Source organism: Paenibacillus sp. LS1, assembly GCF_026013365.1.
GTDB lineage: Bacteria > Bacillota > Bacilli > Paenibacillales > Paenibacillaceae > Paenibacillus.
On sequence record NZ_JAPDOE010000011.1, the window covers coordinates 114,161 to 139,433 of the forward strand.

Annotated in this window: 20 protein-coding genes; 16 read left to right on the forward strand and 4 right to left on the reverse strand. The window is 46.8% G+C overall.

Annotation, left to right across the window (positions count from 1 at the left end; translation table 11 throughout):
- Nucleotides 1-14: 14 nt before the first annotated feature.
- The 11 genes from OM416_RS26220 (at nt 15) to OM416_RS26270 (ending at nt 12,679) form a co-directional block, all read left to right on the forward strand.
- The gene (locus OM416_RS26220) at nt 15-1,091 is read left to right on the forward strand and encodes a glycosyltransferase (protein ID WP_264934364.1); all 1,077 of its coding nucleotides are present in this window, start codon (nt 15-17) and stop codon (nt 1,089-1,091) included.
- A 499-nt stretch (nt 1,092-1,590) separates the two neighbouring features.
- Nucleotides 1,591-2,946, forward strand: a complete 1,356-nt coding sequence (locus tag OM416_RS26225) for a radical SAM/SPASM domain-containing protein (protein ID WP_145152766.1) — start codon at nt 1,591-1,593, stop codon at nt 2,944-2,946.
- Nucleotides 2,921-3,217 (forward strand): PqqD family protein, encoded by a 297-nt coding sequence (locus tag OM416_RS26230; protein ID WP_062836275.1) that lies wholly within the window; start codon nt 2,921-2,923, stop codon nt 3,215-3,217. Before OM416_RS26225 ends, OM416_RS26230 begins: the two co-directional genes overlap by 26 nt.
- Nucleotides 3,187-3,927: a S24/S26 family peptidase gene (locus OM416_RS26235; RefSeq protein ID WP_264934365.1), complete on the forward strand. Its 741-nt coding sequence runs from the start codon at nt 3,187-3,189 to the stop codon at nt 3,925-3,927. Before OM416_RS26230 ends, OM416_RS26235 begins: the two co-directional genes overlap by 31 nt.
- Nucleotides 3,915-4,157: a 4Fe-4S binding protein gene (locus OM416_RS26240; protein WP_264934366.1), complete on the forward strand. Its 243-nt coding sequence runs from the start codon at nt 3,915-3,917 to the stop codon at nt 4,155-4,157. Before OM416_RS26235 ends, OM416_RS26240 begins: the two co-directional genes overlap by 13 nt.
- Nucleotides 4,158-4,239: 82 nt before the next feature.
- Complete coding sequence (locus OM416_RS26245) at nt 4,240-5,529, forward strand: hypothetical protein (RefSeq protein ID WP_264934367.1); 1,290 nt, start codon at nt 4,240-4,242, stop codon at nt 5,527-5,529.
- On the forward strand, nt 5,526-7,310 hold the full coding sequence (locus tag OM416_RS26250) for an ATP-binding cassette domain-containing protein (protein WP_264934369.1): 1,785 nt from the start codon (nt 5,526-5,528) through the stop codon (nt 7,308-7,310). The genes OM416_RS26245 and OM416_RS26250 overlap by 4 nt, the downstream gene beginning before the upstream one ends.
- Nucleotides 7,310-9,019 (forward strand): ATP-binding cassette domain-containing protein, encoded by a 1,710-nt coding sequence (locus tag OM416_RS26255; protein ID WP_264934371.1) that lies wholly within the window; start codon nt 7,310-7,312, stop codon nt 9,017-9,019. Before OM416_RS26250 ends, OM416_RS26255 begins: the two co-directional genes overlap by 1 nt.
- A 22-nt stretch (nt 9,020-9,041) precedes the next feature.
- Entirely contained in the window at nt 9,042-10,070 is a 1,029-nt protein-coding gene (locus OM416_RS26260) for a glycosyltransferase (RefSeq protein WP_264934372.1), read from the forward strand.
- Entirely contained in the window at nt 10,049-11,380 is a 1,332-nt protein-coding gene (locus tag OM416_RS26265) for a glycosyltransferase (RefSeq protein ID WP_264934374.1), read from the forward strand. The genes OM416_RS26260 and OM416_RS26265 overlap by 22 nt, the downstream gene beginning before the upstream one ends.
- Nucleotides 11,381-11,809: 429 nt before the next feature.
- Nucleotides 11,810-12,679 carry an AraC family transcriptional regulator gene (locus OM416_RS26270; RefSeq protein WP_264934375.1) on the forward strand — a complete coding sequence of 290 codons (870 nt, stop codon included), beginning with the start codon at nt 11,810-11,812 and terminating at the stop codon, nt 12,677-12,679.
- A gap of 145 nt (nt 12,680-12,824) precedes the next feature.
- On the opposite strand, the gene OM416_RS26275 is transcribed toward OM416_RS26270, so the two are convergent.
- Nucleotides 12,825-13,991 (reverse strand): glycoside hydrolase family 27 protein, encoded by a 1,167-nt coding sequence (locus OM416_RS26275; protein ID WP_264934377.1) that lies wholly within the window; start codon nt 13,989-13,991, stop codon nt 12,825-12,827.
- A 513-nt stretch (nt 13,992-14,504) separates the two neighbouring features.
- Between OM416_RS26275 and OM416_RS26280 the strand changes: the two genes are divergently transcribed.
- Nucleotides 14,505-15,212 (forward strand): DNA alkylation repair protein, encoded by a 708-nt coding sequence (locus OM416_RS26280; protein WP_264934378.1) that lies wholly within the window; start codon nt 14,505-14,507, stop codon nt 15,210-15,212.
- A 205-nt stretch (nt 15,213-15,417) separates the two neighbouring features.
- Here OM416_RS26280 and OM416_RS26285 read toward each other — a convergent pair whose 3' ends face one another.
- Nucleotides 15,418-15,993: a TetR/AcrR family transcriptional regulator gene (locus tag OM416_RS26285; protein ID WP_264934379.1), complete on the reverse strand. Its 576-nt coding sequence runs from the start codon at nt 15,991-15,993 to the stop codon at nt 15,418-15,420.
- 201 nt (nt 15,994-16,194) lie between these two features.
- Between OM416_RS26285 and lpdA the strand changes: the two genes are divergently transcribed.
- The 4 genes from lpdA to OM416_RS26305 all read left to right on the forward strand — a co-directional run bounded on the left by lpdA (nt 16,195) and on the right by OM416_RS26305 (nt 20,829).
- The gene (gene lpdA, locus OM416_RS26290) at nt 16,195-17,574 is read left to right on the forward strand and encodes a dihydrolipoyl dehydrogenase (RefSeq protein ID WP_264934380.1); all 1,380 of its coding nucleotides are present in this window, start codon (nt 16,195-16,197) and stop codon (nt 17,572-17,574) included.
- A gap of 96 nt (nt 17,575-17,670) precedes the next feature.
- Nucleotides 17,671-18,303, forward strand: a complete 633-nt coding sequence (locus OM416_RS26295; RefSeq protein WP_264934381.1) for an HlyD family efflux transporter periplasmic adaptor subunit — start codon at nt 17,671-17,673, stop codon at nt 18,301-18,303.
- A complete protein-coding gene (locus OM416_RS26300; protein ID WP_264934382.1) occupies nt 18,287-19,459 on the forward strand; it encodes an ABC transporter permease in 1,173 nt (390 codons plus the stop codon). Before OM416_RS26295 ends, OM416_RS26300 begins: the two co-directional genes overlap by 17 nt.
- Nucleotides 19,460-19,647: 188 nt before the next feature.
- Nucleotides 19,648-20,829 carry a DUF4317 domain-containing protein gene (locus OM416_RS26305; RefSeq protein WP_036668338.1) on the forward strand — a complete coding sequence of 394 codons (1,182 nt, stop codon included), beginning with the start codon at nt 19,648-19,650 and terminating at the stop codon, nt 20,827-20,829.
- A gap of 182 nt (nt 20,830-21,011) precedes the next feature.
- Here the strand turns inward: OM416_RS26305 and OM416_RS26310 are convergent, their stop codons facing one another.
- Both OM416_RS26310 and OM416_RS26315 read right to left on the reverse strand, forming a co-directional pair.
- A complete protein-coding gene (locus tag OM416_RS26310) occupies nt 21,012-22,130 on the reverse strand; it encodes a response regulator (RefSeq protein ID WP_264934385.1) in 1,119 nt (372 codons plus the stop codon).
- Nucleotides 22,127-25,258 (reverse strand): ATP-binding protein, encoded by a 3,132-nt coding sequence (locus OM416_RS26315; RefSeq protein ID WP_264934387.1) that lies wholly within the window; start codon nt 25,256-25,258, stop codon nt 22,127-22,129. Before OM416_RS26315 ends, OM416_RS26310 begins: the two co-directional genes overlap by 4 nt.
- Nucleotides 25,259-25,273: the final 15 nt, after the last annotated feature.

The window sequence follows — 25,273 nt, forward strand, 5'->3', positions numbered from 1 at the left end:
GGGGGCATCCGGTATTGAACATCATATTTGTAGTGGATATTTTGCTCAGTGGTCGAGGTGGAATGGAAACGGCTCTTTCGTTAATCTATCATGAGCTCAAAAAAAGGCATAATGTAACGGTGATCCTGAAGGGGAAATCGGAAGATAGTACCTGGGAAGAGGGGATCAATACCCTAGCTTTGTCTCAAAAATTAAGTGATTTTATCCCGCGGAATGTTCTGTTAAATATCTACTCGGCTGCCTTGGCCAATGTAATGAAAGATCTGTTGCCAATAGATATTATCGTATCGACGGGGCCCACCGGGGTCAAAGCCGCATCAATGGCGGTTGAACGATTAAATGTGCAAGTGCCTGTGGTAAGCTGGCTGCACTTCAATCTGGATCTTTACTATAGATTCTTCGAAGATTTACGGGCCGCTGATGGACATCTGTCAATTAGTGAAGGAAACTTGAAGGATTTACACTGTGTTTTTCCTGAAAAACGAAACTTATTGGTCTATAATCCTGTGAAGTTCGATAACGTAACTTATGTGGCGAGACCGTCTCATCCTGTATTCTTGTATGTTGGCAGACTGGCCAAGGTGAAGAACGTGGACCACATCATGAAGGCTTTGTCGTCGCTGCAGAGGAAAAACTTCGAACTGCATATTATAGGAGACGGTGAAGAATACGAGCCGTTGCTGGAACAGTCCTATCAATTGGGAATACAAGACCGCATCGTATGGCATGGTTGGCAGCATGAGCCGTGGGATAGGGTGAACGGCGTAACATCTGTACTCTTGGCGTCCGATACAGAACCGTTTGGATTGGTATTGATTGAAGCACTTGCGAGAGGTATTCCTGTAATCTCTAGCGATTGCAAATATGGTCCAAGAGAGATTGTGAAGGACAATAATGGATGGCTCTACGAACCGGATGATGTGGAGCAACTGGCATCTATTTTGGAACATGTAATGGACAATGGACAACCTTTTCCATCACCAGAAGCATGCAGAGAGTCAGTGAAAAAATATGCCGTTCAGAGCATAGCGGAGCAGTATGAACAAGCGTTGTTGGATATCGCGATGCAAAGAAAAGTACAGCACGAATGAAATGTTCACAAAATATTCAAAAAAACAGTTGACTTAAGAATTGAATGGCAGTATTCTAGAAAAAAATTCAAATTTATGTAATTAAATACACCTTGTAAAACAACTTGAATTACACTCCATAGATGTACCTCTTACGCTTCCTTTCCTTATTTCTCAACTAGACTTAAAGTGCAAACAATGTGTAAGACAAGTCTTCATTCCGTTTCTTCTTTTTTGGTGTTTCTCTTGCTACTTCCTCTGTAACATTTTTTAGTTCTCATATTGCAAGCGCTTACAGATAGTTGTTATGAGAGGAGGTGAGAACATGACTAATTACAAAAAACCGACGTTTCGCAAATTGGAATCCGCCGCAATTGCCCAAGCAGCAAGCTGTGGGTGTGGATGTGCATTTTCAGTTGGCGGCGGCTATGGATCATCCTGCTAATCATTTATTATTCTTCAAGAATGCAAGAAGAGGCCGTTTAACCGGCCTCTTATCTTAATTACTGGAGGCTTGTTGATGCGAATTGATGAACGATTGCATATTCCAAACGTCGCGGTGTATTACGAAGACGGACACTATGTCGTACATAACGTTCAACTCAACTGTTGGGTTGTGTATTCACCAAGCGAATATGAAATTGCATCTGAATTGGTATACGGTGGCAAGACCGTTTCTGAATTAATGGATTCGGGTTTGGACGCTCAAAATGTGAAGCGGATTGCACGAAAGATGCTGATGTATCGTGTGGCTTATCAAGGAGAGAAACCTGAAGAATACAACGTTCTGGATACGTTGCAGAAGCAGGGCATGGGCAAAGTCGCACCTACCGCCATATATTTTGTGACAACATACAAATGTAATCTGAGTTGCATTTATTGTTATGCGGATAGCAGCCCGGAGCGGTCGATGAATGGGGATATGAATACGGAGGAAGCCAAGGATATGATCAGGCAGATCAAAGATCTGGGGACCAGTACAATCGTGTTTACAGGTGGGGAGGCTTTTATCCGCAAGGATATAATGGAGCTCATGACCTACAGCAAAGAAATTGGGCTTCGTGTGAACGTCATCAGTAACGGGACGCTGATTAACAGCCGTGAAAAAGTCAATGAAATTGCCAAGGTAATTGATTTGTTCACGATTAGTTTTGATTCCATGGATAAGGACGAGCATGAAGCGAACCGAGGCAAGAATACCTGGGATCGAGCGCGGAAAGCCATCGATCTTCTCCTTGAAGCTGGAGTCAAAATGAAAATCAACCAAACGGTGACGAAGCACAATAAGGATTCCATTGATCCTTTACTGGAGTTCGCTACCGAACGTTCCATTCGATTGAATATTGTACCTCTTGCCACTTTGGGTCGTGGGGACGAACGAATGCAAGGACTGAGTTTTGCTGAACGCCGCCGTATATCCGACCGTATGTTGGATATTGAAATGGATGACGCCCACGAAGATTGCCATGCCTTAAATGTGAAGCAGTATGAACGGAGAAGACATTGCGGCCATGGTACAAGCGAGTTTTCTATCGATGCCAAGGGCAATGTATTTCCTTGCAAACTGATGCACTCTCCGATGTTTCACGCGGGATCAATTCGAGAGAAATCGCTTAGGGAAATATGGGAGACTTCCGAGGTGTTCGAGCGTTCGCGGAACAGGACGGTGCACACGCTGCCCGAGTGCATGAAGTGTACATTCCGTGAATCTTGTGGCGGCGGTTGTCGTGCTTTTCATTGGGGAGCAACAGGCGATGCTGATGGAACGTTCTCGCAGGATTGCTCAGGCATTCGACGCGGAATTCGTAGGAAAATGGTCGCTTATTTCCAACTGACAGGAGGTAAAACGAATGAATCCGTGCTTTCAAATAGCTGATGATGTGTTTTTTGATGAGAATATAGAAGGGGTGTTCATTCTATCCGATTCCGGAGAAGTATACGTTCTGGAGGATGATGTTAGTAAAGCGGTATGGAACATGCTTGCGGATTCACCACAATCCCTTGATGACATGTGCCAGCATACCAAGCAAAAATTCAATATCAGTGAAGATGACCATGTCGAAGACGATATCCGGGATTTCGTAACGGCATTATCCAAAATAGGAGTTCTGAAAGAATGCATGGTACCGGCAGACAAGATTTCCTGATTCGTGCATTGCAGCACGGGAAGCCGATTTCCATATTAATCGAAGGTAATTGCATGCATCCCCTGCTGGTTCACGGACAGCGTACCTCTGTGTATCCCCCGGATGAAATAAAAGAAGGCGATGTGGTGTTGGTCCGGGATCAGGTGAACCGATTTTTGGCTCATCGTATCCTCAGTGTTGAGAATGACTGTGTAATTACTTCAGGTGACCGCAATCACATATCGGATACACCCTTTCACCGATGTGATATTTTGGGGAAGGTGGATATTCCCGAAGATCAGCAGATGGATCAAAGTGCGCTAAATTCAATGTATCCATCATCTGAATTAAAAGTGGTTGTTCATCCTGATGCACTTGGTATAACAACGAGCGAAGCCCTTTCCCAAGCTTTTGCTGTGGATATTGTCATTGAAGAGAATCCGGTTAGTCTACTGCTGAGCTTGCAGGAAAAGGGATGGACATCTGTTGCTATTCATGCGGGTGCGAGAGAACATATATCTGATTTGCCGCAGATAACAGGCAAGATGGTCGTCTTTGTTGGCTATGATGTGGGCAGAGAAGCAGATGCACCTAATGGCATCATTGGCTTGAGTGATGCAAACTTCGTGGCAAGAACAGCAATCAAGTATTGGGATAACTTGAATGCAGAAGTGAGTGTAGCGGCAATTATAGGTTTTCATATGAGGAGGACAACATTATGTCATGGGTAATTACCGCCACATGCGAAGATGAGCGTCTGGCTAAATGTATTGTGGCTTGTCCTGAGGAAGCCATCCAGACGTCTCCGGACGCCAAACAATATTTTATTAACCCAACCCTATGTACGGATTGCGGTCTCTGCGATCTGGCATGCCCCGTTGCAGCTATTTTCCCTGAAAGTGCAGTACCCAAACAGTGGATACACAGCATCGAAGAGAATCGCTTGTTTTTTCTCACGTAATCATAACTTGCATGTGTCAGCGCAAGCTGGATGAGACTTGCGTTGACATGTAGCATCAGACAGGAAGGGAAGCCAAAATGCGATGCCGACACTTCATGTACGGGTTGGGCGATATCCACTGTTATTGGAACTTTGCAGAGCGATTAATGAGTTGAGGCAAGATCAATTATGGATTGCTCCTGAGGAACGACATTATCCCCCAGCGCTGTTAAATCTAATCCGTAATCGAGGACTTCGTTCGAACGTTTATCGATACTGGGGCAGTTTGTTTTTGAGAGATATGTTGGCCTTGGAGAATGGGCCTGAAGTGAAATTGTTAAAACGCATATTAAGTTCATCTGTCGAAAACAGAAAATTTGGCGTTATGGATGAGTATGAAAATCATTTGTCTACGAAATGCGAGTCCATTAAGGAGTATATTGCTCCACTGGTCCAAAATTTTAATATAGCCGAGGTAATAGAGTTGAAGCTTTATCCGCTATCCACCATGCCGCCTCCGCAGATTGGGCGATTCGGAGCCAGTCTTAGCAAAGCGACGTCTACATCCGTACATTTGGCCTTCGGATCACCGCCGATTCCTTTATGGGATCAGTTCAATCTGACAGAGTCCTTTTTTGCCAGAGGAGGCATCCATTATCTTGTCAAAGAGTGGTTGCATGCATATGCTGGTGAATTCGGAGAAATAAAGGAAGGATTGAAGCCACACCTGATCAACTTGGTGTCGGTAGTTATTTTAATTGAAGTAGATCACTTTTTCAGTACCAATCTGGATTTCGTGTTTCATGAAGAAGATCGAATGATCTATCGCTGGGCACTTTCGCAATATACCGGTAAAGTCGGATTTGGTGATCATCTCATTCAATATATAAATAATCTTAATACGAACTGGCCACCTCCTAATCTGGAAGAGGCTCAACAAGAAACACCTTTGACGGTAGTGCATACTATTCAAATGAAGTCTCGTGTCTCCATTCATGACCCATTCTCTCTGCTGGCGAGTACGCGGTGGATTGGAGATTACTACGATATTGTCAACTCAGACATGGTGGAAGAACGAAGCGAAGCTATACCCTTTCTTGTTATGCCGTGGAATTCAGCCAAAGCCGAACAGATCTATTCCCGGCACCGTATGTGGATAAGTCAAGATGGTGCTGTTATTGATTATGAATATCTAACAGGTATGGAACGATTTGATACGGAGAAGACGCTTTGCCTGCTCATTGATCGTGAGCCCGGAGAATCATGGCGCTTTGTCATGTTGTGTCCCTCTGTTCGCTCGGATAAGGGTTATTTCATTGAAACATCGGATCTGTCACAGATTCATACACCGATTGCCTTCATAGATTCTGTCTCTGGAAGGAGAATACGATGAGTCGTCTACAGGCCGGGTTCACCCAGATTTGGATCATTGCCCGGGCAGGAGAACGGGCCATCTGGATATTACTAATTCTTATTTTTGCCCTTGGGGTATGGCCCGGGTTCATGATCTGGGCGATCAAGCATTCTGTGAATCAATTAGCTAGTGGTGATCGTAACGCTTCATTAGCTTACATAGGAATTATTGCAGGGGCGGGTACGGTTGCAATTTTACTGAACGTGATACAGCCCTATTTTTTGAGAAAAGTGAAAGACCATGTCTATCATAATTTGTCTACTCGTTTGTTTGATACCGTGAATCGCAGAACAGAAAACCAGATGCTTCAGGCAGCAACTCGCAATCGGATTTCAAGCACATCGGAATCAGTCAGTTCCATTTATCATGGAGGACTTGACGGTTTATCGGCATTGCTTCAGGTCATCGTGACGGGTTTTTCTTTGACGTGGATTCTGCTGGAGGTTGCTTGGTGGGCACCGATTTTGATCCTCGTCGGTACAGCACTTAATGTGTTGCTGATGAAAAAAGCAGCGGTGTCAGAGTCTATTTTTCTTCAGGAGATCTCCGAAATATCGAGGCTTCAGGGTGCATTCCTTGGCATGTTAACAACGCTTAATTCCGCTAAGGAGATGCGTATCTTTGGGATAGCAGGCTGGATAAAGGGAAAGTGGCGAACTGAGGAGAAGCAGATTGCGCGATTAACAATGATGCAAACCATCAAAGCCGCATGTTACAAGCTGCTGGGTCAACTTGGTAGTGGCATAGTAACCTCGGTTGTACTCCTTGTGGGACTATGGAAACTTTGGCAAGGTACCCTGAATCCCGGAGAAGTCGCGGCGTTGCTTATAGGTGGTCTGCATCTTGAACAATTGCTCAGTTTGGTTCTGAGTCAGGGTAAGCACTGGCTGGGTCGCAAAATATTCTTGGCTGAACTTATCCAACAGCCGCAAGATGAACAAACCGAAATAACTACATCCACAGCTAAAGACACAGAGATGTCTAATCGTAATGAAGAGCAGACGGTGTCCTCCAATGCAATATCAGTTCGTCAATTAACGTTTAGCTACGACGGGCAAGAAAATGTTTTAAATAACATTAATTTTGATATTCCGTCTGGGGCCAAGGTGGCTGTAGTAGGTGCTAATGGTTCAGGCAAGAGCACATTAATGCTCATACTCGCCGGGATACTGAAGCCGGATCAGGGTTCAGTCAGTTCAGAAGAGGTAGGCGGCTTTTGTCTGCAGGACTACGGGCGGTATAAACTATCCGTTGCCGAAAATGTGTACCTGGGTGATATTACCCGCAAGGACCGTGAGGAAGATATCGCTGAGGTATTACAACTGACCAATGCCCAATTTGTAGATAAGTTACCTCAAGGAAGGCATACAGAGCTATGGCCAGAAGTCGGTGGATCAGATCTGTCCGAGGGGCAGTGGCAGAGGTTGGCATTAGCAAGAAGCATGTTCAGATCGATCTACCGTGTTGGATCTGTCGTAATTATGGATGAGCCAACATCGAAATTAGACCCTAGTAATGAATTAAGCATTCTGGAGTCCATCATTAACAGACTTCAGGGGTACACCGTGCTGTTTGTCGTTCATCGTCTGGTAGGATGCGTTTTTGCCGATACGGTACTCATGCTGGATCAGGGAGAGATCAGGGATTACGGGACCCATGAGAGACTGTTGGAGACATGCGAGCCTTATCAAGCGATGTGGAAAGCTTCTTCCTCCTTTATTGAAGCGCCGAGGGAAGAGGGAGAAGGGGGTGTTGCCTAATGTGGCTGATGCGAGTGCAGAATAAGCGTAAGATCATTCCCTGGATGCTGTTCGCATTGTCTGTGACGGTGTTAACCGGTATATTGCCAGCCGTGCGGATTTTCCTTTTCGGATATGCAGTCCAGCAAGTTATTTCGGGTGTTAACGTTGACCAATTGCTCATGCTGATGGCCTGGTTCGCGGCAGCAACCATTGGAGAAAAGGTGATGGACTCGTTGTATGGTGTGGCGTTAGAAGGGCTGCGTATTCATATAGGGCGATCTGCGAAAGAGCTCTATGTTGATCGATATAACGAAGTGCCATATCAGCAACTTCTAAATCGGTCGTTCTCCGAATCGGCTGAGAAGGCAGCGAATGGTCTGGACCGGGGGCATCGAATTCTCACACTTGGTTTGGATGTGCTCAGTGCAGGAATTATGCTGATCAGTTTGGGTACAGCTTTATGGTTCGTCACAAAGATCGGATGTCTCGTGATGATCGTGACCTTTGCTTTTGTTGTATTCAAACAATATAAGCTCGGTCGCCAGATGTTTAACGTTGAGAATCAGCTATCCGGTCAGCGCATCCGCGAGAATTATTATCGAAGCACAATCATGGATGTTCACCTGGGCAAAGAACGCAAGTTGTTTGGATACTCGCCTTATATCGTGAACCTCTGGAGAAATACATTTACTGAAATTAGCAAAACCAATCAAACCTTCCTCCTTACTTCCCAAAAAACGACGGGAGTGATGCAAATTGGCCAGCTTCTGCTCATTTCTGTTGCTTACATGGTGTCGATTCTGACGGCTAGTTCCTCCATCGGTGGTCTGATCATTGCTTTTCAACTGATCGATGAATTGCTTGGCAAAGCGAATGCTTTTGTCCTTGAGCTTCGGCTGTTTACCAGTGAGTTGCTTGTCTCTTCCAACCTCACCCGGTTTCTGTCAGCTGAGGCTGTGATTAAAACTGAGGATTCAACGAAGGAAGCAGGCAGAGAAGTGGCATTGAACGGAGTTAGCTTCACCTATCCGAATAGTGACAGACCTGTGATTACTGATGTGAACATGCATTTTCGAACAGGAGAGCTTATCGGGTTGGTGGGCGAGAACGGAGCCGGGAAAACAACATTGTGCAATATAATGTGCGGACTGCTTGAGCCAACCGAAGGCGAAGTATGGATGGATGGAGAACACAGTACACCTGCCGACAGGTTACGTGCGATCTCTGTTGCGTATGCCGATTTTTCCAGATTCCCTCTTAACGTCCAGCAGAACATCGGGCTTAATCATGAATGGAACGATGCTGCACAGCTGCTAGTACAGGACATTATCCACCGAAGTGGAGATAAAAGGCTGGGTGCGGGATATTCAGATGGGACTGAACTATCGGGAGGGCAATGGCAGCGTGTGGCGGTTGCCCGGGCGATGGCGAATACCAAAAACATCCTGGTACTGGATGAGCCTACGGCCGCCATGGACCCGGTGATGGAGGAGGTTGTTGTCAGAAGCATTAAACAATTTGTGACTCAGGGAAAAGCAGCCCTGCTGATCGCACACCGAGTCAGCACGGTGATGCACTGTGACAAGGTCTATGTTATGGCTGATGGACAGATTGTTCAGGAAGGAAACCCCTTGCGATTGCTGGAAGAGGATGGCGTATTTCGTGAAATGTATGGAGCGCAGGTTGCTTTGTTACGCAAACAGGGGAGTGTAGCATCCGTAGGGTGAAATCCGGAAAGGGGAAGTGCCTATGAAAATATTAATTATATCTCGGGGTAACGGATTCGGACATGCAAAGCGGGATTTGCTTGTTGCCAAACAACTTATGCAATTAAATCACGAGGTCATTATCGCATCCTATTCTTCCGGATTCCAATATTTACGAATGGTATACCCGGGTGATCTGATTGATCTGGAGCTGCCTTCAGCAGGCAGCAGTGCCTTGCGAATAGGCAAACTGCTGGACTTGATACGCCGTACACAACCGGATGGCATGGTGGTTGATGAAGAACTTATTGTACTTCCCATAGGACAAAGCTTGGGTATTCCAACCTGTTTTATTACCAATTGGCTGGAAGATGAACCGGAAACACTTGGTTTCCTACAGATGGCTAATCAAATTGCAATCGTGGATGTACGGCAGAACTGGATGTTCCCGGTACATGATTCGCTTCAGGAGAAGCTGTGTTTTGTAGGCCCGGTAATAGATGTACCGGAACCTGCGAGGACAAAGGAAAAGAAAATTATCATTACGTCAGGCTCACCAACGATTGTGGACGTCCCCTTTTTTACGAAAACCATAGCGGCTTTGAAGGGGAACCCGGATTACGTGAAACTTGTGTACAGCGGAACGTTAACGAAATCTTTGCAACGGTTAGGTGACGAGTCCACACATTTTATAACAGACCCTGGCTCGTTTATAGACGAAGTGAGAAACAGCTCGCTTGTCGTGTGCCGGGGCGGGCATACAACATTATGGGAGCTCGCCTCGCTAGGCGTTCCAGCCATTGCGATCCCGCGGCGGGAAGAAGTGAACCCGAGCAATATCGTGTACGCCAAGCAAATGGGCGAGAGGGGTTACATCCGGTGGTTGCAGGAAACCGATCTGGATAGCGACTTACTGGCTTCTTATTCTAATCAAATTCTAAGTGGACAAGAGCAGCTTGAAACATATGATTACGATGGAACCGCAGTGGATCAACTAGTATCCTCGATTCTAGATTGCTTTGCGCACCAATATGAGAGGAGGGATGTTGAATGGGAATGGGAGTTACGGTAATTATTCCTACATATAATCGGTCGGACTTGCTGGAACGCACATTGGTATGTTTGAAGCATCAGGAGAAGGACGAGTCATTATTCGAGGTGATTGTCTGTGATGACGGATCAAATGATGATACAAAAGAGGTTGCCTGTTCTTTTGAATCGTATTTGGATCTGAGATATTGTTATCAAAAGGATCTCGGGTTTCGGGCCGGAACTGCACGAAATATGGGACTTCACCTTGCCAAGCATGAGATATGTGTGTATTTGGACACAGGGGTGTTGATTGGTGCCGATCTCATTCGCAATATCATCGATTTTCATCTTCGGTATGCAGGCACTATCGGTTTAGGTACAGTTCATGGGATGAATCAAAAGGATGATCAGCATCCAATCGCCAGATATCTGCAATCGATTGCGTTGTCGGAACATCCTGAAGCTTGTCTGCGTAATCCGATGTTGAAAACCTACCCGGATTCCAGACAAATGCAGTTCGACTTTTACGAAAATGACCTGGACCGAAGTTCCGCTCCGTGGTCGTTTTTCTGGACAAGTATGGTTTCCGTGGAAACCCGTGTGTTGAGAGAAGTGGGTGGATTCGACGAGTCCTTTCATGGATGGGGGCACGAGGATCTGGAATTGGGTTATCGGTTGTGGAAAGCAGGCATTCATTTTCGATCGGACCCTGCGCTTCATGCGTTGCATTTGCCTCATGAGCAATTTAATCCTGTGCAGATGACAAGCCGGAAGAATCATTTACATTTTGTCAGGTTGCATCAGGAGCTTCCTGTCGAACTGTCATATGTAAACGAGGCTCTGAATCTTGAAATGTTGCTTGCACAGTTTAATGTGGCAGATCAATATCTACCTCAAGATTATGAGCATATTGAACCAAGCGATATGGATCCTAACCAAGAAGGCAGACGATTAGCAGTAGGATACATGTCTTCTTCGTTCGTTGATAGGTTATGTATTACCGATGTATTTGCATGTAATCAGCATAATGCTGAAGTTATTCGTACGGAACGACCTACTATTAACACCAACTTCAAAGCAGGTTTTATCAATTTTTGTGAGGATGATTATTATCAAATGGCCGTGATTACGGATGTCTGGAAAGTTATTCCGCTGACCCTGCTAATCGTCCTGCTGGATGAACTGCTACGGATCGCTAAGCAAGTCTATCTTCTGGATACGGCCGGTCTGGATCTTGAAAAGTTGCCTATTGTTGGGGAACAGTTACCGACTGGGTTTAACGCAGAACCAATCAGACGCATTGGCAAGACGGGCGTATATGACATAACACGTCTTGCTATGACGACTTAGTTATTTCTTATCTTACTGCTTGTCTATTGCTATATGCCTCTGTACAGCCGATTCGCTACATGGAAACTTTTGAATTCATACAAGAAAGAGCCGTGCACATCTGCAGGGCTCTTTCTTGTATGCTGTGTCTGAACAAGTAATTCGGTATATCTTATATAGGGGGTTCATTCTTCTTTTTGAGATACTGCTCAATCACAATTTCGAGCACAGGTCCAGGGTCATCTGGCGGGCCAGATCATAATGCTTGCCTTCGAAAGGTGCCCGGCTGATCCCAGCCCGGAATCTTGGCGTACTGTAACCATCCTTAACATCACAACATTCCCCTATCTCGATTTAGCATAAAAAACGATACCCGACTATCTAATCAACGATACTATAAGATAAACCGAACGTCAGAACTGGAAGGCTATAGAAATGAGGGGATCAAGGTTGAATCCGATTTGGCATGAGAGCAGTAGAGCCAGTAATTTGTATTTTATTAGCGGTGGTCACAAGCCGGCCAACGCTCACCAATGGGGGCCAGGCGTGCGTGACGTTTATGCACTGCACTATATTATCCGTGGCCAAGGGACCCTGGAGACGGGTGATAGTGTTTTTCGGCTGGTTACGGGGGAAAGCTTTATCATATTCCCGCAAAAGGAGATCTATTATTATCCAGACCCGCAAGATCCGTGGGAGTACGTCTGGGTGGAGTTTAGCGGTGAGGACGCCGGCCGGTTGCTGGCGCTGACACAGCTTTCAGAGGTACAACCCGTAGTGACGGTCTCGCCGGAGACACTGCAGCCCTTTTTTCATCTTGCCTGGAGCGCGGGTGGATCATCTTATGAAGTGCTGCGGGCGGATGCCCGTTTGCGTCTACTGCTTTCCTACTATATGGAATATTATCCAAAGGAGCCGCAGGTGGATGTCAAGGATTATGTCTGGCTGGCGAGAAAGTACATCGAGCAGAACTACTGGAAGCCGACATTGACCGTCACGGAGATCGTAAAGGCAGTTAATCTGGAGCGCAGTTATTTGTTTCGTCTGTTTAAGGGAGCAACTGGCAAGTCTGTTTTGGAGTATATTACATCCTGCCGGATCCGGCGGGCCTGTGAACTACTGAAGACATCAGGATTGCCTATTCAATCCGTGGCCTACTCTGTTGGTTACAATGACCCGCTTTACTTTTCCAAAGTATTCAAAAAAGCAACATCACACACGCCAACAGCATACATGATACTTCACCAGACAAAGAGATTACGTAACGGAACAGGGCGCAGTTCCCGGACTCTCGGAAATAACGTATCAGCTTCTCAATAGGCTCCCGTCCACAGTTCAGCTTCACTCCGAGACAATGGATGCACAGAAATTGCTGGGCAGAGCGTGAGATCAATTTGAGGTAAATACCCACATCGTCTGAAGAGAGCGGGACCTGACAGGAGGTACACAGGCGATGTTGAGCCATCTATTTCACCAGTTTGGCACGCACGACTAAACAATCATGTGCTGCGACAACGGGAGCGAAGCGTTCACGGAACACGCCAAGCTCTTTATGTTCCCAGCAGTCATACAGTGACAGAGCGTACCCGGCAGCGTAAGGCAGACCCATATCCCAAAATTGCAAAGACAACTCCCGCTGGTTGTCGCTCAGGTTGAAGAAGCCAATAGCTAGATCGCCATCTGTGAGTACCTTCACCAGCATAAATACATCGTCTGTGTGAAACCATTGTGGCTCCGGTTTGATACGGTAAGCTCCGCGAGCTTCTACATCTTGGTTGATGGCAAGCAAGTCTGGATTGAGCAGAATATCTTTTGTGATCTGGTTCGCCTTGCGTACGTCACATCCGATCATTAGCGGTGAACCCATCATGGACCAGAGTGAAAAGTGGGTTTTATATTCGATGTCGTTGCATCCGCCGATACTGCCGATAAAGTCGTTGTTGCTTCCACCATACATACCTACAATCAGCATATCCATGTCGTTATGGCAGAAGGAGCCCGTGTAGCTTTGTTTGCCAAGCTGCGAAAGGGAAAGCGCTTTGACCGAATCCCAATTGTCGCGGATATCTTCGGTAGAGCGGTACATATGAGCACCAGATTCTCGAATCCAGTCGTATACGTCGTCGGCTCCCCAGTTGCAGGCGGAGAACAGGATATCGCGTCCGCAGTTTTTGAGCGCCAGGCTCATCCGTTTGTACAGCAGCTCGCCTGAGATATGGCGCGGCTTGAAGCAGTAATCATACTTTAAATAATCAACGCCCCATTCGGCAAAAAGGGCGGCATCCTGGAATTCATGCTCAAAGCTGCCTGGATACCCGGCACAAGTATGTGTACCCACGCATGAATACATGCCGAACTTTAGACCTTTGCTGTGGACATAGTCGGAAAGCGCTCTCATTCCACTTGGGAATTTTATCGGATCAGTCACCAGATTGCCGCTCACATCCCGTTCCTTCAGGCTCCAGCAATCATCGATTACGATATACTCATAGCCAGCGGCCAGATAACCTTCCGATACGAACACATCAGCGACATCTCGAATTAATTGCTCGTTAATATCCCACGTAAAGGTATTCCACGAATTCCAGCCCAGAGCAGGGGCAAAGCCTAGCACTTGATTGTTGCTCATCATCTCGCATCCTTCCTCATCTCAGTTTCGTTAACAACACTTAACTGAACATAAACGATGAGCGACGTTTCCTACCATAGCTTAATGTTGCTTGGATATGGACATATGTTGCTCTGCTGTGCTGGGGGAATTAGCTCTTCCAATCAGGCTCTCGGCAGGTATTCCGAAGTTGCCGGTAGAAGCATAAGAAAGGAAAAATGTTTGTCTGCGAAGAAGTTATATCTATCTTTTCAGGGATCTGTGCGAAACAATGGTATAGATGTTATGATCGGTGATAATGCTCGAACAGGATGTCAAAGCCACAGGGGAATTTGAATAGTATTCGGTTCTTTTAGGAAAAATACCCCATTGGGGAATTCCTCATATGAAAGGTAACAATCCCGCCGGGACGATTATGCTTATGGCAAAATGGTTCCCTTTGGATAATGTGCGATTTTCCATCGGTTTTTCGTTAAACATAAGTGTCCGTTTGATATGATCAGATATATAAATTATATGGATTGGGAGTGTCACGAAATGAACCTAGATGAAGTGATGCAAGAGCTAGAGGCGCTGGGCAAAGAACGAACGAAAAAAATCTATATCTCCAATGGTGCGCATGAACCGTTATTTGGCGTGGCAACCGGGGCGATGAAACCTATCGCCAAGCAGATCAAAAAGGATCAACCTTTGGCGGAGCAATTATACGCGACAGGTAATTATGATGCGATGTACTTTGCAGGCGTGATTGCCGATCCAAAAGTGATGACGCCAGCTGATTTTGATCGTTGGATCGATGCCGCTTATTTTTATATGATCTCTGACTTCATCGTTGCTGTGACGTTGGCCGAGACAGATATTGCGCAAGAGGTCGCTGACGCATGGATTGCTAGTGGTGATGAACTGAGAATGTCAGCGGGATGGAGCTGTTACTGCTGGTTGCTCGGAAGCCGGAAGGATGCTGAGTTTTCGGAGAATAAACTGATGGAGATGCTGGAACAGGTGAAAAAGACCATTCACGAATCGCCGGAACGAACGAAATATTCAATGAACAACTTCCTGTATACCGTTGCAACATCCTATCAACCATTGCACGATCAGGCGGTAGAGACGGCCAAGGCCGTTGGCCCTGTCGAAGTAAATAAGGACAAGCCCAAGAGCAAGCTGCTGAATGCGTCTGAGAATATCCAAAAGGCAGTGGATAAAGGGCGGACGGGGTTCAAGCGTAAATATGTAAGATGCTGAAATTTTCGCCATATCGTCAGTTCTCTCGTACGGAGCATATCTCTCTAATGCAATAGCCGTTTTTAAGGATGGTTGGCTCAAAAAAGAGGATACACGATCAAATAGACCGCAACCTTCACAAAGGTGGGCGGTCTATTTGTGTTTCCAGCTCGATAACAAAAAGAAACAACCTCAAAGCTACGTATCGTATAAAAGCCCGAAACCTCTACATATCGTTCCGTTCAACCATTTCTTTTGCTTGCTGCCTGCCCGCCGAGAGAAAGCTGTCGCTAAGATCAGAATCACTAACAGACCGTGCAAGAACAAGCGAGCCAACCATGGTACTGAACAATGCCCGACCTTTGTATACATCAATTTCAGCCAGGTTGGAGATAAAAGAGATCATCCGCTCCAATTCATGGGTGAATACCTGACGGACCTCTTCCGAAGAACGGGATATTTCGCTGGAAAGGGCGGGGAAAATACAGCTCATTTCTGTTTGGTCGCGGTGATACGGACTCAAATAATAATCGATGACTTTATTAATTTTGGGATGTTGCTCTTCCTGATCAGCGACGTTCTGAAGAAGTGCAATGGTATCACTGATGGCATATTCGCAGGCTTCCGCAACCAACTGTTCCTTATTGTCAAAGTGTGAATAGAACCCTCCATGAGTCAATCCGGCTCCCTTCATAATAAACGGGACACTCACGTCCTGAATACCATTGGTGCGAAAAGCTCGAGCCGCACTCTCAACTATCTTACCTCGTACTTTTATTTTATGTCCTTTGGGATAGGGCATTTTCATTCACTCCATAGTTTCATCATTCTGCTTTTTTAAAATATTATAATCATCATAATTAGGCCTGTCAATTTGGCTACTAAATATCTGTTGCTTTACAAAAGGGTCACATGCGGTTGTTGACGGTCTTAAAATATGATGGTTATAATATATTACGGTCATCATATTTTAAATTAACTTCAAATCGGGAGGTATCAGAATATGAGCGAGTTTGAATCTGTGGATACGTTAGTTATTGGATCAGGTCCAGGGGGATATGTGGCGGCGCTTCGTTCTTCGCAATTGGGGATGAAGACGGCAATTGTCGAACGAAAACAGCTCGGCGGGGTCTGCACACATGTGGGCTGCATACCATCCAAAGCATTAATTGCGGAATCGCATCGCTATGATTTGTTCAGACAGTTGAATCAAGCTGAAGCGGCAGCGATATTTAAGAACGCCCAGCATTTCAAACAGGAGGTTGTGAATAAACAGGCTGGTGGCGTCCACTATTTGTTAAAGACTGCAGGTGTGACCATTCTCGAAGGAGAGGCTAGTCTTGTGGATGAGCACACAGCGATGATTCGGCAAGCTGGGCAGGAGCAAAGTATTTCTTTTAAAAACCTCATACTTGCAACGGGGTCTCAGCCGGTTGAGCTGCCCGCATTTCCATTTGGAGGTCGCATCTTGTCTTCCACTGAAGGACTGTCTCTACAGGAGGTCCCGAGTAGTCTGGTTGTGATCGGCGGAGGTTATATTGGTGTGGAGCTTGGACAGATGTATGCCAAATTCGGAACAAAGGTAACGATTCTGGAGGGAGGAGCACAAGTATTGCCTGGATTCGAGGCGGAACTTGCAGCCCCTGTAGTCAAACAATTGAATGCGGATGGCATCCATATCGTAACCGGAGCGACTGCCGAAAAGGTGGAGCAGAATGCGGATTCCATGACACTGCATTATTCCAAAAACCAAGAGCAGCACATGGTCACGACGGAATATGTATTGGTCACGATCGGCAGGAAACCCAATACAGACGGACCGTTAGGATTGGAACGCATTGGCTTGCCAGTGACCAGCAAGGGACTGGTTGAAATAGATGAACAGTGTAGAACAGTTATCCCGCACATTTATGCCATTGGAGATATTACGGCTGGTCCAGCACTCGCTCACAAGGCATCCTATGAAGCCGAAATAGCAGCAGAGGCCATTGCGGGTCTCACCTCCAAAGTGGATTACAAGGTGATTCCGCTTGTTGTTTTTTCTGATCCGGAGCTATCCAGTGTTGGAGTTAGTGAGACGGAAGCGAAGGCACAAGCCATTCCGGTGGTTATTGGGAAATCTTCTTTCGGGATCAACGGAAGAGCATTGGCATTAAGAGAACCCGAAGGGTTTGTAAAAGTTGTGGCTGACCCGACTTCAGGAATTGTCATTGGTGCGCAAATCGTTGGCGTGGAGGCATCCACACTGATATCGGAGCTCGCACTTGCCATTGAGATGGGGGCAACCGTAGAGGATCTGGCGATGACAATTCACCCTCATCCTACTTTGGGAGAAGTGATTATGGAGGCTGCCGGGAACGCGGTCAACAAAATGATCATGTAAAGCAAACATGTGGATGTTCTGTCATCGGAGTGTCCAGTGTAAATATTTTCAGTTCAACTTATATGCACAAGGAATGAGAATGGGAGAGATATGAGAATGAAGATAAAAGCTGGTTTGTATATCGGAATTGCGATGGTGTTTATTGTTGGGGGTTCACTACTTGCTGTTAAAGGAAAGGATGCTGTCACTCAGGCCGAGAGCAAGAAACAAGGCATATTGGAGTCAGAACAAACGACATTATTTTATCAGAATAGTCCTGGGGCAATTGTAGAGGCGGGTGCGTCTGCAGGTAACTCCGTGAAAGAGGGAGAGGTACTTTTCAAAGTGAAATCAGCGGGGGAGGGAGATGTGGATGTACTCGCACCGTATGACGGATTGGTTGACCGAGTCAATGTAGATAAGGGGGATCAAGTCCAAGCAGGAGTGCCGCTGGCAGTTGTACAAAAAAATACGTATTACACCGACCTTTACATACAGGAAAGTGAAATTCAACAGCTTGAAGTGAATCAAAGTGTTGATGTTCATTTTCCGTATTTGGATCAGCCAACGCAGGTGAGAGGGATTGTTACTTCCATTTCGTCTGCACCTCAATTTGCGAACTTGCGCATGTCACGGGAAAAAGGACAAGCTGATTTAAGTATGTTTCTGGTCCGAATATCGATGGAGTCGAATACTGATTTGCTTCCGGGGATGACAGCAGAGGTGAAACTTGATGAAATCACTGATTGACGAGTGGAAGTACGTCGCAGGAAGTAAGTATATCCGGCTAATTTTTATTGGGCCAATGATAGCAGCCTTATTTTTCGGATTAATGTTCTCACAGAATCAGATCAGTAAATCACCAGTTGTGGTCATTGATGAGGATCATAGTGAATATTCACGGCAGATGATCTCCAAAATTAATGCGTCACAATATATGAGCGTCAAAAGCGTATATGCGAGCCGAATGAATCCGGAAACATTGCTTGCCAATGAGCAAGCTGTAGCGGTTATTTTACTTCCCAATCAGTTGGGAATGCGCCAACAACAAGGGAAATCGACGAACATTGGCATCTTGATGGATAACACGATGCCCTCGGGGTTAACCGGTATTCGCACCGCGATTCAAGAGATTATCCAGACGGAAAATATGACCCTTTCCATGACACGTTTGATCCAGAAAGGGATGGATGCTGAGACAGCCAAAGGAATCGTGTCGCCGTTATCCCTTCAGCAACGAATGTTGTTTAATCCAACCTCCAGTTATGTCGGCTTTATGGTGCTGGGATTTGTGAATATCGTAGTATTGATGATTACGACAAGCGCAGCGGGCTCAATTGCACCTCGGCTTCGTCAGGAAGGGAAGCTATTTGCAAACGGAAGGTCGCCTTTCCAGCTATGGGTTCGGAGTGTACCCTACGCTGTGTTAAGCTTCCTATCGTTGCTGCTATCCTATGGATTGTTAAAGCAGGTGGGGGGAATGCGGTTTGAAGCAGAGCCTTATCTATTTATCATTCCGCTGGTTGTTTATGCTTTTGCCTTATCACTCATGGGCATGCTGATTGGATACACTGCCAAAGACATGTCGAAAGTCAGTCTTCGGACCAGCTTTGTATTGTATCCGTCCTTTTTGGCTACCGGAATTCAACTAACGCCGCTGGCGTTCCCAGAACCGTTCCAAATATTCGCATGGGCATTACCGATGAATTGGCTCAACCGTCTGATTCGTGGGATGGCGTTCCGGGACGGGGCGCTGATAGCCTACAGTCAGGAGTTGGGGGCGTTGCTGATTATTATTGGCGGCGTGTCCGTGTTCTTGGGATTACTATTTCTGCTGGAAGCAAGGAAAGTTTCTTCCAGCAGGGAATCACTGTTGAATACGGATATGTTACCGAGTAGTAGTTAATTGAAAAGAAAGCAGTGAAACGAGAACAGACGCACAGGAATCATTCCTGATGCGTCTTTCTGTTTTTGCAGCGTTTTAGGTTTGGAATACCACATAAGACATGTAACCATAAAGGTCCTTCTGGCGAAGGTTTTTTATATCGTTTATACTTGTAAAGCCAATTTACTTGAGGAGTTGTCTAACGAATCATGAATAAAAAAGAAGTCGCGCATATACGCAAGCAATTTAAACTCGATCACGATCTACTGAATATTTACGATATTCTCAACGTGTATATTACGAAAGAAACGAACGAGGTATATCACTGGGAGCGTCACCCGTTCGAACTGGTGGACAGAGAGAAGCAGGAGCTGTACATGGGCAATTTCAAAAAATTGCTGACAGGCGATTTGGATCAGAAATTGTTCGAACTGAAGTTCCAGGAAGCGGCGGAGGACCCGGCACAGGTACTGCTTCACCAGGCGCTGGTAACAGGTGATCCGGATGAATGGCAGGATCTGATGCTGCTGCTCGTGGATCGAATGTTGGTGGATACGAAGTTTGAGCGGGATATGGTAGCTACGTTCGTGCGTGGACAGTATTATCTGCCGACCAAGGCTAGAAACGAAGCCACGGAAGAGAGTGAGAAGAATGAGGTGTTCGCCCATCCGTTCATTCTGTGCAGCGTGAATTCAACGGAGAAGCAGCGGAAGACGCTCTTGTTTGATTACGTGGAGAGAGAATTCAAATACAACATTATTGTCGATCCGATTATCAAATTAAGCACGCCAGAGCAAGGGTTCCTGTACCCTAGCGTGACGGACAACTACTCCGATGTGAACCGTGTTCTATATTGTACAGGGAAATCCAATTTCCCGGATCCGCATTTTGTTGAAAATGTATTGAATGGAGAAAGATCCGTAACCGCACTGGAAGAACGGGCGATCTTCGAAGATATCGTCAAGGAAGTGGCCGGTGAACAGCTCGATTCAGCCACCATTGCTCATGTGTATGAGGAGATCAACCGAGTCATTGAAATTAACGAAGAGTCCCATGAGGAAGAACCTCCGAAACTGGATTATAAAGATCTGGAACGTGTACTGACCGCAAGCGGTATAGAGGATCTGACGACGGAGAAAGTGGAACGTGCCTTCGAAACGATTGTGGACAACAAGAATTATGAAATGAAGGCGACTAGTGTTATGCCGAAGTTCACGTCCAAGTCGATTAAGATTGAAACCAAGGTTGCTACGATTTCGGTTAGCCCGCAAGACCTGAGATATGTGAAACAGGTGAACTATCAAGGCAGACGTTGTATCATGATTGAAGTGGACGAAGATGTCGTGATTGAAGGGTTTACCCTTAATACAGAAAAACTTATAAATGAGTAATTGATTTTAGACAATGATGATGTAAAATCATCCGACCAAGACGAACGAACGAGTTAACGTCCATCTATGTTGAAAAAAAGCCCAAGCCTAAAGCAACACTGAACTGTTCCCTGTCATAGTAGACTGTAGAAGACTACGATGGGAGCAGTTCATTATCGCCAAGGCATGGGCTTTTTGCTGTTTCATGATTGTCGCAACAGTTGTTTGATATCTGCTGCCGGACTGGAGCCAAGCTCCTCTTTGAGCAATTCCTCCAGCACCAGATACTGTCGCTGCGCTTCGGTTCTTCGTCCAAGCGACAGATACAACAGGATGATCTCGCGATGAATATCTTCCCGAATCGAATCTATCTGGAGGATACGTTCAAAATAATACAGCGCCCGTAACGGCTCGCCTGCCTTCTCGTGATAGTGGGCAGCAGTTTCCATCGTCATGATGAAATCCAGCTCCAGCTGTCTGGACCACGCGAAAGCCCACTCATAATGCCTTCCTTTCAGAAGTTCACCCGTATACAACGTGTCCATCCGCTCGAAGAGATCGGGTTGATGTGCTGATGCCTGACGCATCTGCCGGAACAAAGCCTCGAACTCGTACAGATCGCAGTCAATCGCTTCCCGGTCGATACGGATGCCATTCCTGTCCTTGAGAATGATCGGTACGTCACTGTTGTCCCCGATGGCACGTCGCACGTAGTACAGTGTGGAATTGATGTTCGTCCAGGCCTTCTGCGGACTGAGGTCCTTCCACAACGTATCGGCCAATGCATCGCGGGTAGTTGATTTGGTATACAGCAAGAATGCGAGTAACTCTTCCGTCTTGGGCGTTCTAAGCTTGATGGGACTGTCTGCTCCGGCTCCGCCGAACACGGTGAATTCACCGAACAGACGAACATTCAGCTTGGGTGCAGGAGTCGTCGGTTCGGAAGGGGCGACGGACTTGTGAAGCTTTTCCTGCAATCGCTTAATGCTACGGTTCAGTCGCTCAGCCGTGACGGGCTTGATGACGTAATCGATCACCTCTTTGTCGAAGGCCTGCACCGCATACTCCTCATATCCGGTCACCAGCACAATGGGGAGCGAAGGGTGATGTTTACGCAATTCACCAATGAGTTGCATACCTGAGATACGAGGCATCGTAATGTCCAGAAATGCCGCATCGAAGCTATTTTCCGCCGCATATTCGCAGGCTTCTTCCGGGTCGTGAAATGCGCGAGACACCTCAACTTCTCCACTTTCTGTCAAAATGCGATTCAGTCGCTTCAGCGACAAATCCTCATCGTCCACAATGATGACTTTCATCATGTTTCATAACCCCCGTTCCCATCTGTGCTTAGACGTTGATTTGGAAGATCAAATGTAATCCGCGTTCCCTCGCCATCCAGACTTTCCATCTGAAGGTGTCTGCCATACAGCAGGTTCAACCGGCTGGAGATATTCCATAGTCCCACGCCGTTACTGCCATCTGTGGATTGCCGAATTTCATCCATCCGTTCCCTGGTTATGCCAATTCCGTTGTCCTCAATGGTGAACCGTGTTTCCGTATCATTCAGATTGCGGATAGACAACATGACCCGACCACCGCGAATGCTGGACATCAGCCCATGCCGAATTGCGTTTTCGATCAGGGGCTGTAACGTGAGGGGCGGAATGTCCATGTTCCGGTTCACATCCGCATCCACATCGATGATGACCTCCAACCTTGAGCCAAAGCGAGCTTGCTCAATCGCTACATAGGCCTCGATCATCTCCAGTTCGTTCATCAGGCTAGTTTTTGAGTCCAGATGTTTAAAGTGCACACTGCGTCTTAAGTAACTCGATAATTGCAAAATCAATTGTTCTGCCCGATTGGGCGCATCCACGCACAATTCGGCAATGGCATTTAGAGCGTTATACAGAAAGTGCGGGTTCATCTGTGACCGCAAAAAGGATATTTCGGCATCTCGCGCAGCCTGAACGGATGTTTTCATCCGGGTCAAACCGCCGATCCGGGCCAGCAATTCCTCCGATTCGAACGGCTTCGATACGAAATCATTGGCACCTTTCTCCAAGGCCAGCTTCAACTGATGGGCTTTGTTACTCGCCGTCAGCATGAGTACAGGCAGCTCGGAAGGAGAGAAGCGCTCCCTGATCCGTTCCAACAATTCGTAACCCGACATGTCGGGCATCATGATATCAGCAATGACAAGATGCACGGCAGGTAGCTTGTCCAGCAGCTCCAGTACCGAAGAGGAACGTGCAGTTACCGCATAACTGTAACCTTCCAGCTTCAAGAGATTAACAATCGTCTGCAAATTAGCCGAGTCGTCGTCCACAACGATGATCCATTCGTCTTTATTTCCTTTCACAATCGTTGGTTCTTCGAACCGGAACAGCCGATTAGCAGGACTTGTAGGAGCTATGGTAAGTGGCATGACGTTGGATCGCTTCTCTCCTTTGCCATCTGCCAGCGGAAAGGTCAGGATGAATGTAGCACCCTTGCCGGGTACCGATTGCGCATGAATAGTTCCGCCATGCAGTTCGACCAGCTTACGCGTAATGCTTAGTCCCAGACCGGTGCCTCCGGCAACCACTGGCCCCGTATCTGCTTCTTGCTCGAACGGTAGGAAGATATGCTCCAGCTTGTCCGTACCGATGCCGCGGCCGGTATCCACAATGCGTATTTCCGCTTTGCCTTGAACCACCGTAGCACTAATACTTACGGTGCCACGTTCCGTGAACTTAACGGCATTACCGATCAGATTATGCAAAATCTGAATCAGTCGATTGCCGTCTGCATAGATTGGCGGGAAATGCGCCGGGATGCGGTTGATGAGCTCCACCTTTTTCGCGCCAAGCAGGAAGGAGTGCATACGCATGACCGATTCGACAAACGAGTACAGATCGGTCGAAGACCGGTGGAGCGGGATGTCGCCATGTTTCATTTTCGAATAATCCAGCAATTCATCTACCAGATAGGTTAATCGTCGGCCGCTTCCTGTCACGATCGCCAGATTGTGCGCCTGTTCGTCGGTAAGTGGGCCTTCGGCGCCTTTGAGCAGGCTCTCACTGATGTTTACAATCGCGTTCAGCGGTGTTTTGAGCTCGTGCGAGGTATTGGACAGGAAGTCGTCCTTCACCTTGTCCAGCAAGAGCAACTGATCTTTGAGGGTGCGGACCGTACGATAGGCCTCGAAGAACCGAAGCACAGCCAGAAACAGCATCAGGATGCTGAACAGGACAATCGAAGCCTGCCCGATGTTCATGTTTTCCTTGAGCGAGATCGAGAAGAGATTAATGTCCAGACAGTACAGCACGATGCTTAAGAGAGCCGCATACCACAAGAAAGTAGACAGCCGTTCGCCCTTTTCACTGGTCAGGAACTGTGATGCGCATTGATACAGCAACCAGAGAAGCAGCAACGTGTACATAACGACGACGTAAGGCGCAGCAAGCCCATAGACGGAAATAGGCAGGAGCACGACCATGCAAAAGTAAGCTCCGAAGATGATCAGAATCACCGCTGTGAGCATACCGGACAGGATGCCTGTTTTGAATCGGTAGAAGTAAAAGGTCAGCAGACCCAGACATGCGACAGAGCAGAAATCTTTTAATTTATAGAGCGTACTAAAGGAGATTTCCGAGCCCACCATGGATAACACACGTTCGCTGATCATGCCGTTATAGAGGGCGTACAGCAGACAGATTAGACCAATCAGCAGCAGGGAATCGTCCCTGTTTCGGTAGAGTGCAGACCCCAGGTAACTGATGAGGAATATGATCGAAATGGTAGCCAGTACAGCGAGCGTGCCGAATTCGATAGCTGTGCTGGCTTGATGTTTTTGCAGCATGGCCGCTTGTTCGCCGAAAAAGAGTGGACCCGGAATGCCAGAGTCCGTGTAATCGTAATTAGCCACCCGGATCAAAATCTCAATGTCACCGCCGTGATAGGGGAAAAAGCCAATCTGTGGGGAGTTGCCTGGTCGGTAACCCGCGGACTTTGCCACAGCATGCCCGTCTTCCAGCAATTTGTTGCCATTGATATAGATTTCGCTGGCAAAACGAATGTTCATTTTTTTGATCGCCAGCGTTCCATCAACAGGTGCATTACGCAGCACTAGTCGATACGTGGCGAAGCCGTGGGTAGGCAGTCGTGCGCCGTCCACTTCAAGTCGATTCCACGAGCCGGGAACGGTTGCATAGGTATCGGGTGCTTTCGTTGGACCAGCTTGATTCGGAGTTGTAGATTCGTCAGGTAGCAATCGCTCCCAGTAAAATTCCCACTCCCCGTCCAGCTTGATCCGCTCGTCCTGTTCAGGGTTCCAAGCCGAGAGGTCCAGAACACCTTGACGAGCATGAAGCGCCGCAGATTGTGGTTCTCTGATCGTTGACAGGAGTAGTACGGTAATGGCGAGTATAACAGTCAGGACAACACCTGAAATTTTTAATAACACGAAATGCTGCTCCTT

Bases quoted from the DNA above. Each gene is read 5' to 3' on its own strand.
- OM416_RS26280 (WP_264934378.1), top strand. From the start codon at position 14,505: ATGAACCTAGATGAAGTGATGCAAGAGCTAGAGGCGCTGGGCAAAGAA.
- lpdA (WP_264934380.1), top strand. From the start codon at position 16,195: ATGAGCGAGTTTGAATCTGTGGATACGTTAGTTATTGGATCAGGTCCA.
- OM416_RS26255 (WP_264934371.1), top strand. From the start codon at position 7,310: ATGTGGCTGATGCGAGTGCAGAATAAGCGTAAGATCATTCCCTGGATG.
- OM416_RS26235 (WP_264934365.1), top strand. From the start codon at position 3,187: ATGCATGGTACCGGCAGACAAGATTTCCTGATTCGTGCATTGCAGCAC.
- OM416_RS26240 (WP_264934366.1), top strand. From the start codon at position 3,915: ATGTCATGGGTAATTACCGCCACATGCGAAGATGAGCGTCTGGCTAAA.
- OM416_RS26285 (WP_264934379.1), bottom strand. From the start codon at position 15,993: ATGCCCTATCCCAAAGGACATAAAATAAAAGTACGAGGTAAGATAGTT.
- OM416_RS26245 (WP_264934367.1), top strand. From the start codon at position 4,240: ATGCCGACACTTCATGTACGGGTTGGGCGATATCCACTGTTATTGGAA.
- OM416_RS26230 (WP_062836275.1), top strand. From the start codon at position 2,921: ATGAATCCGTGCTTTCAAATAGCTGATGATGTGTTTTTTGATGAGAAT.
- OM416_RS26305 (WP_036668338.1), top strand. From the start codon at position 19,648: ATGAATAAAAAAGAAGTCGCGCATATACGCAAGCAATTTAAACTCGAT.
- OM416_RS26260 (WP_264934372.1), top strand. From the start codon at position 9,042: ATGAAAATATTAATTATATCTCGGGGTAACGGATTCGGACATGCAAAG.
- OM416_RS26295 (WP_264934381.1), top strand. From the start codon at position 17,671: ATGAAGATAAAAGCTGGTTTGTATATCGGAATTGCGATGGTGTTTATT.
- OM416_RS26300 (WP_264934382.1), top strand. From the start codon at position 18,287: ATGAAATCACTGATTGACGAGTGGAAGTACGTCGCAGGAAGTAAGTAT.
- OM416_RS26250 (WP_264934369.1), top strand. From the start codon at position 5,526: ATGAGTCGTCTACAGGCCGGGTTCACCCAGATTTGGATCATTGCCCGG.
- OM416_RS26225 (WP_145152766.1), top strand. From the start codon at position 1,591: ATGCGAATTGATGAACGATTGCATATTCCAAACGTCGCGGTGTATTAC.
- OM416_RS26275 (WP_264934377.1), bottom strand. From the start codon at position 13,991: ATGATGAGCAACAATCAAGTGCTAGGCTTTGCCCCTGCTCTGGGCTGG.
- OM416_RS26265 (WP_264934374.1), top strand. From the start codon at position 10,049: ATGGGAATGGGAGTTACGGTAATTATTCCTACATATAATCGGTCGGAC.
- OM416_RS26310 (WP_264934385.1), bottom strand. From the start codon at position 22,130: ATGATGAAAGTCATCATTGTGGACGATGAGGATTTGTCGCTGAAGCGA.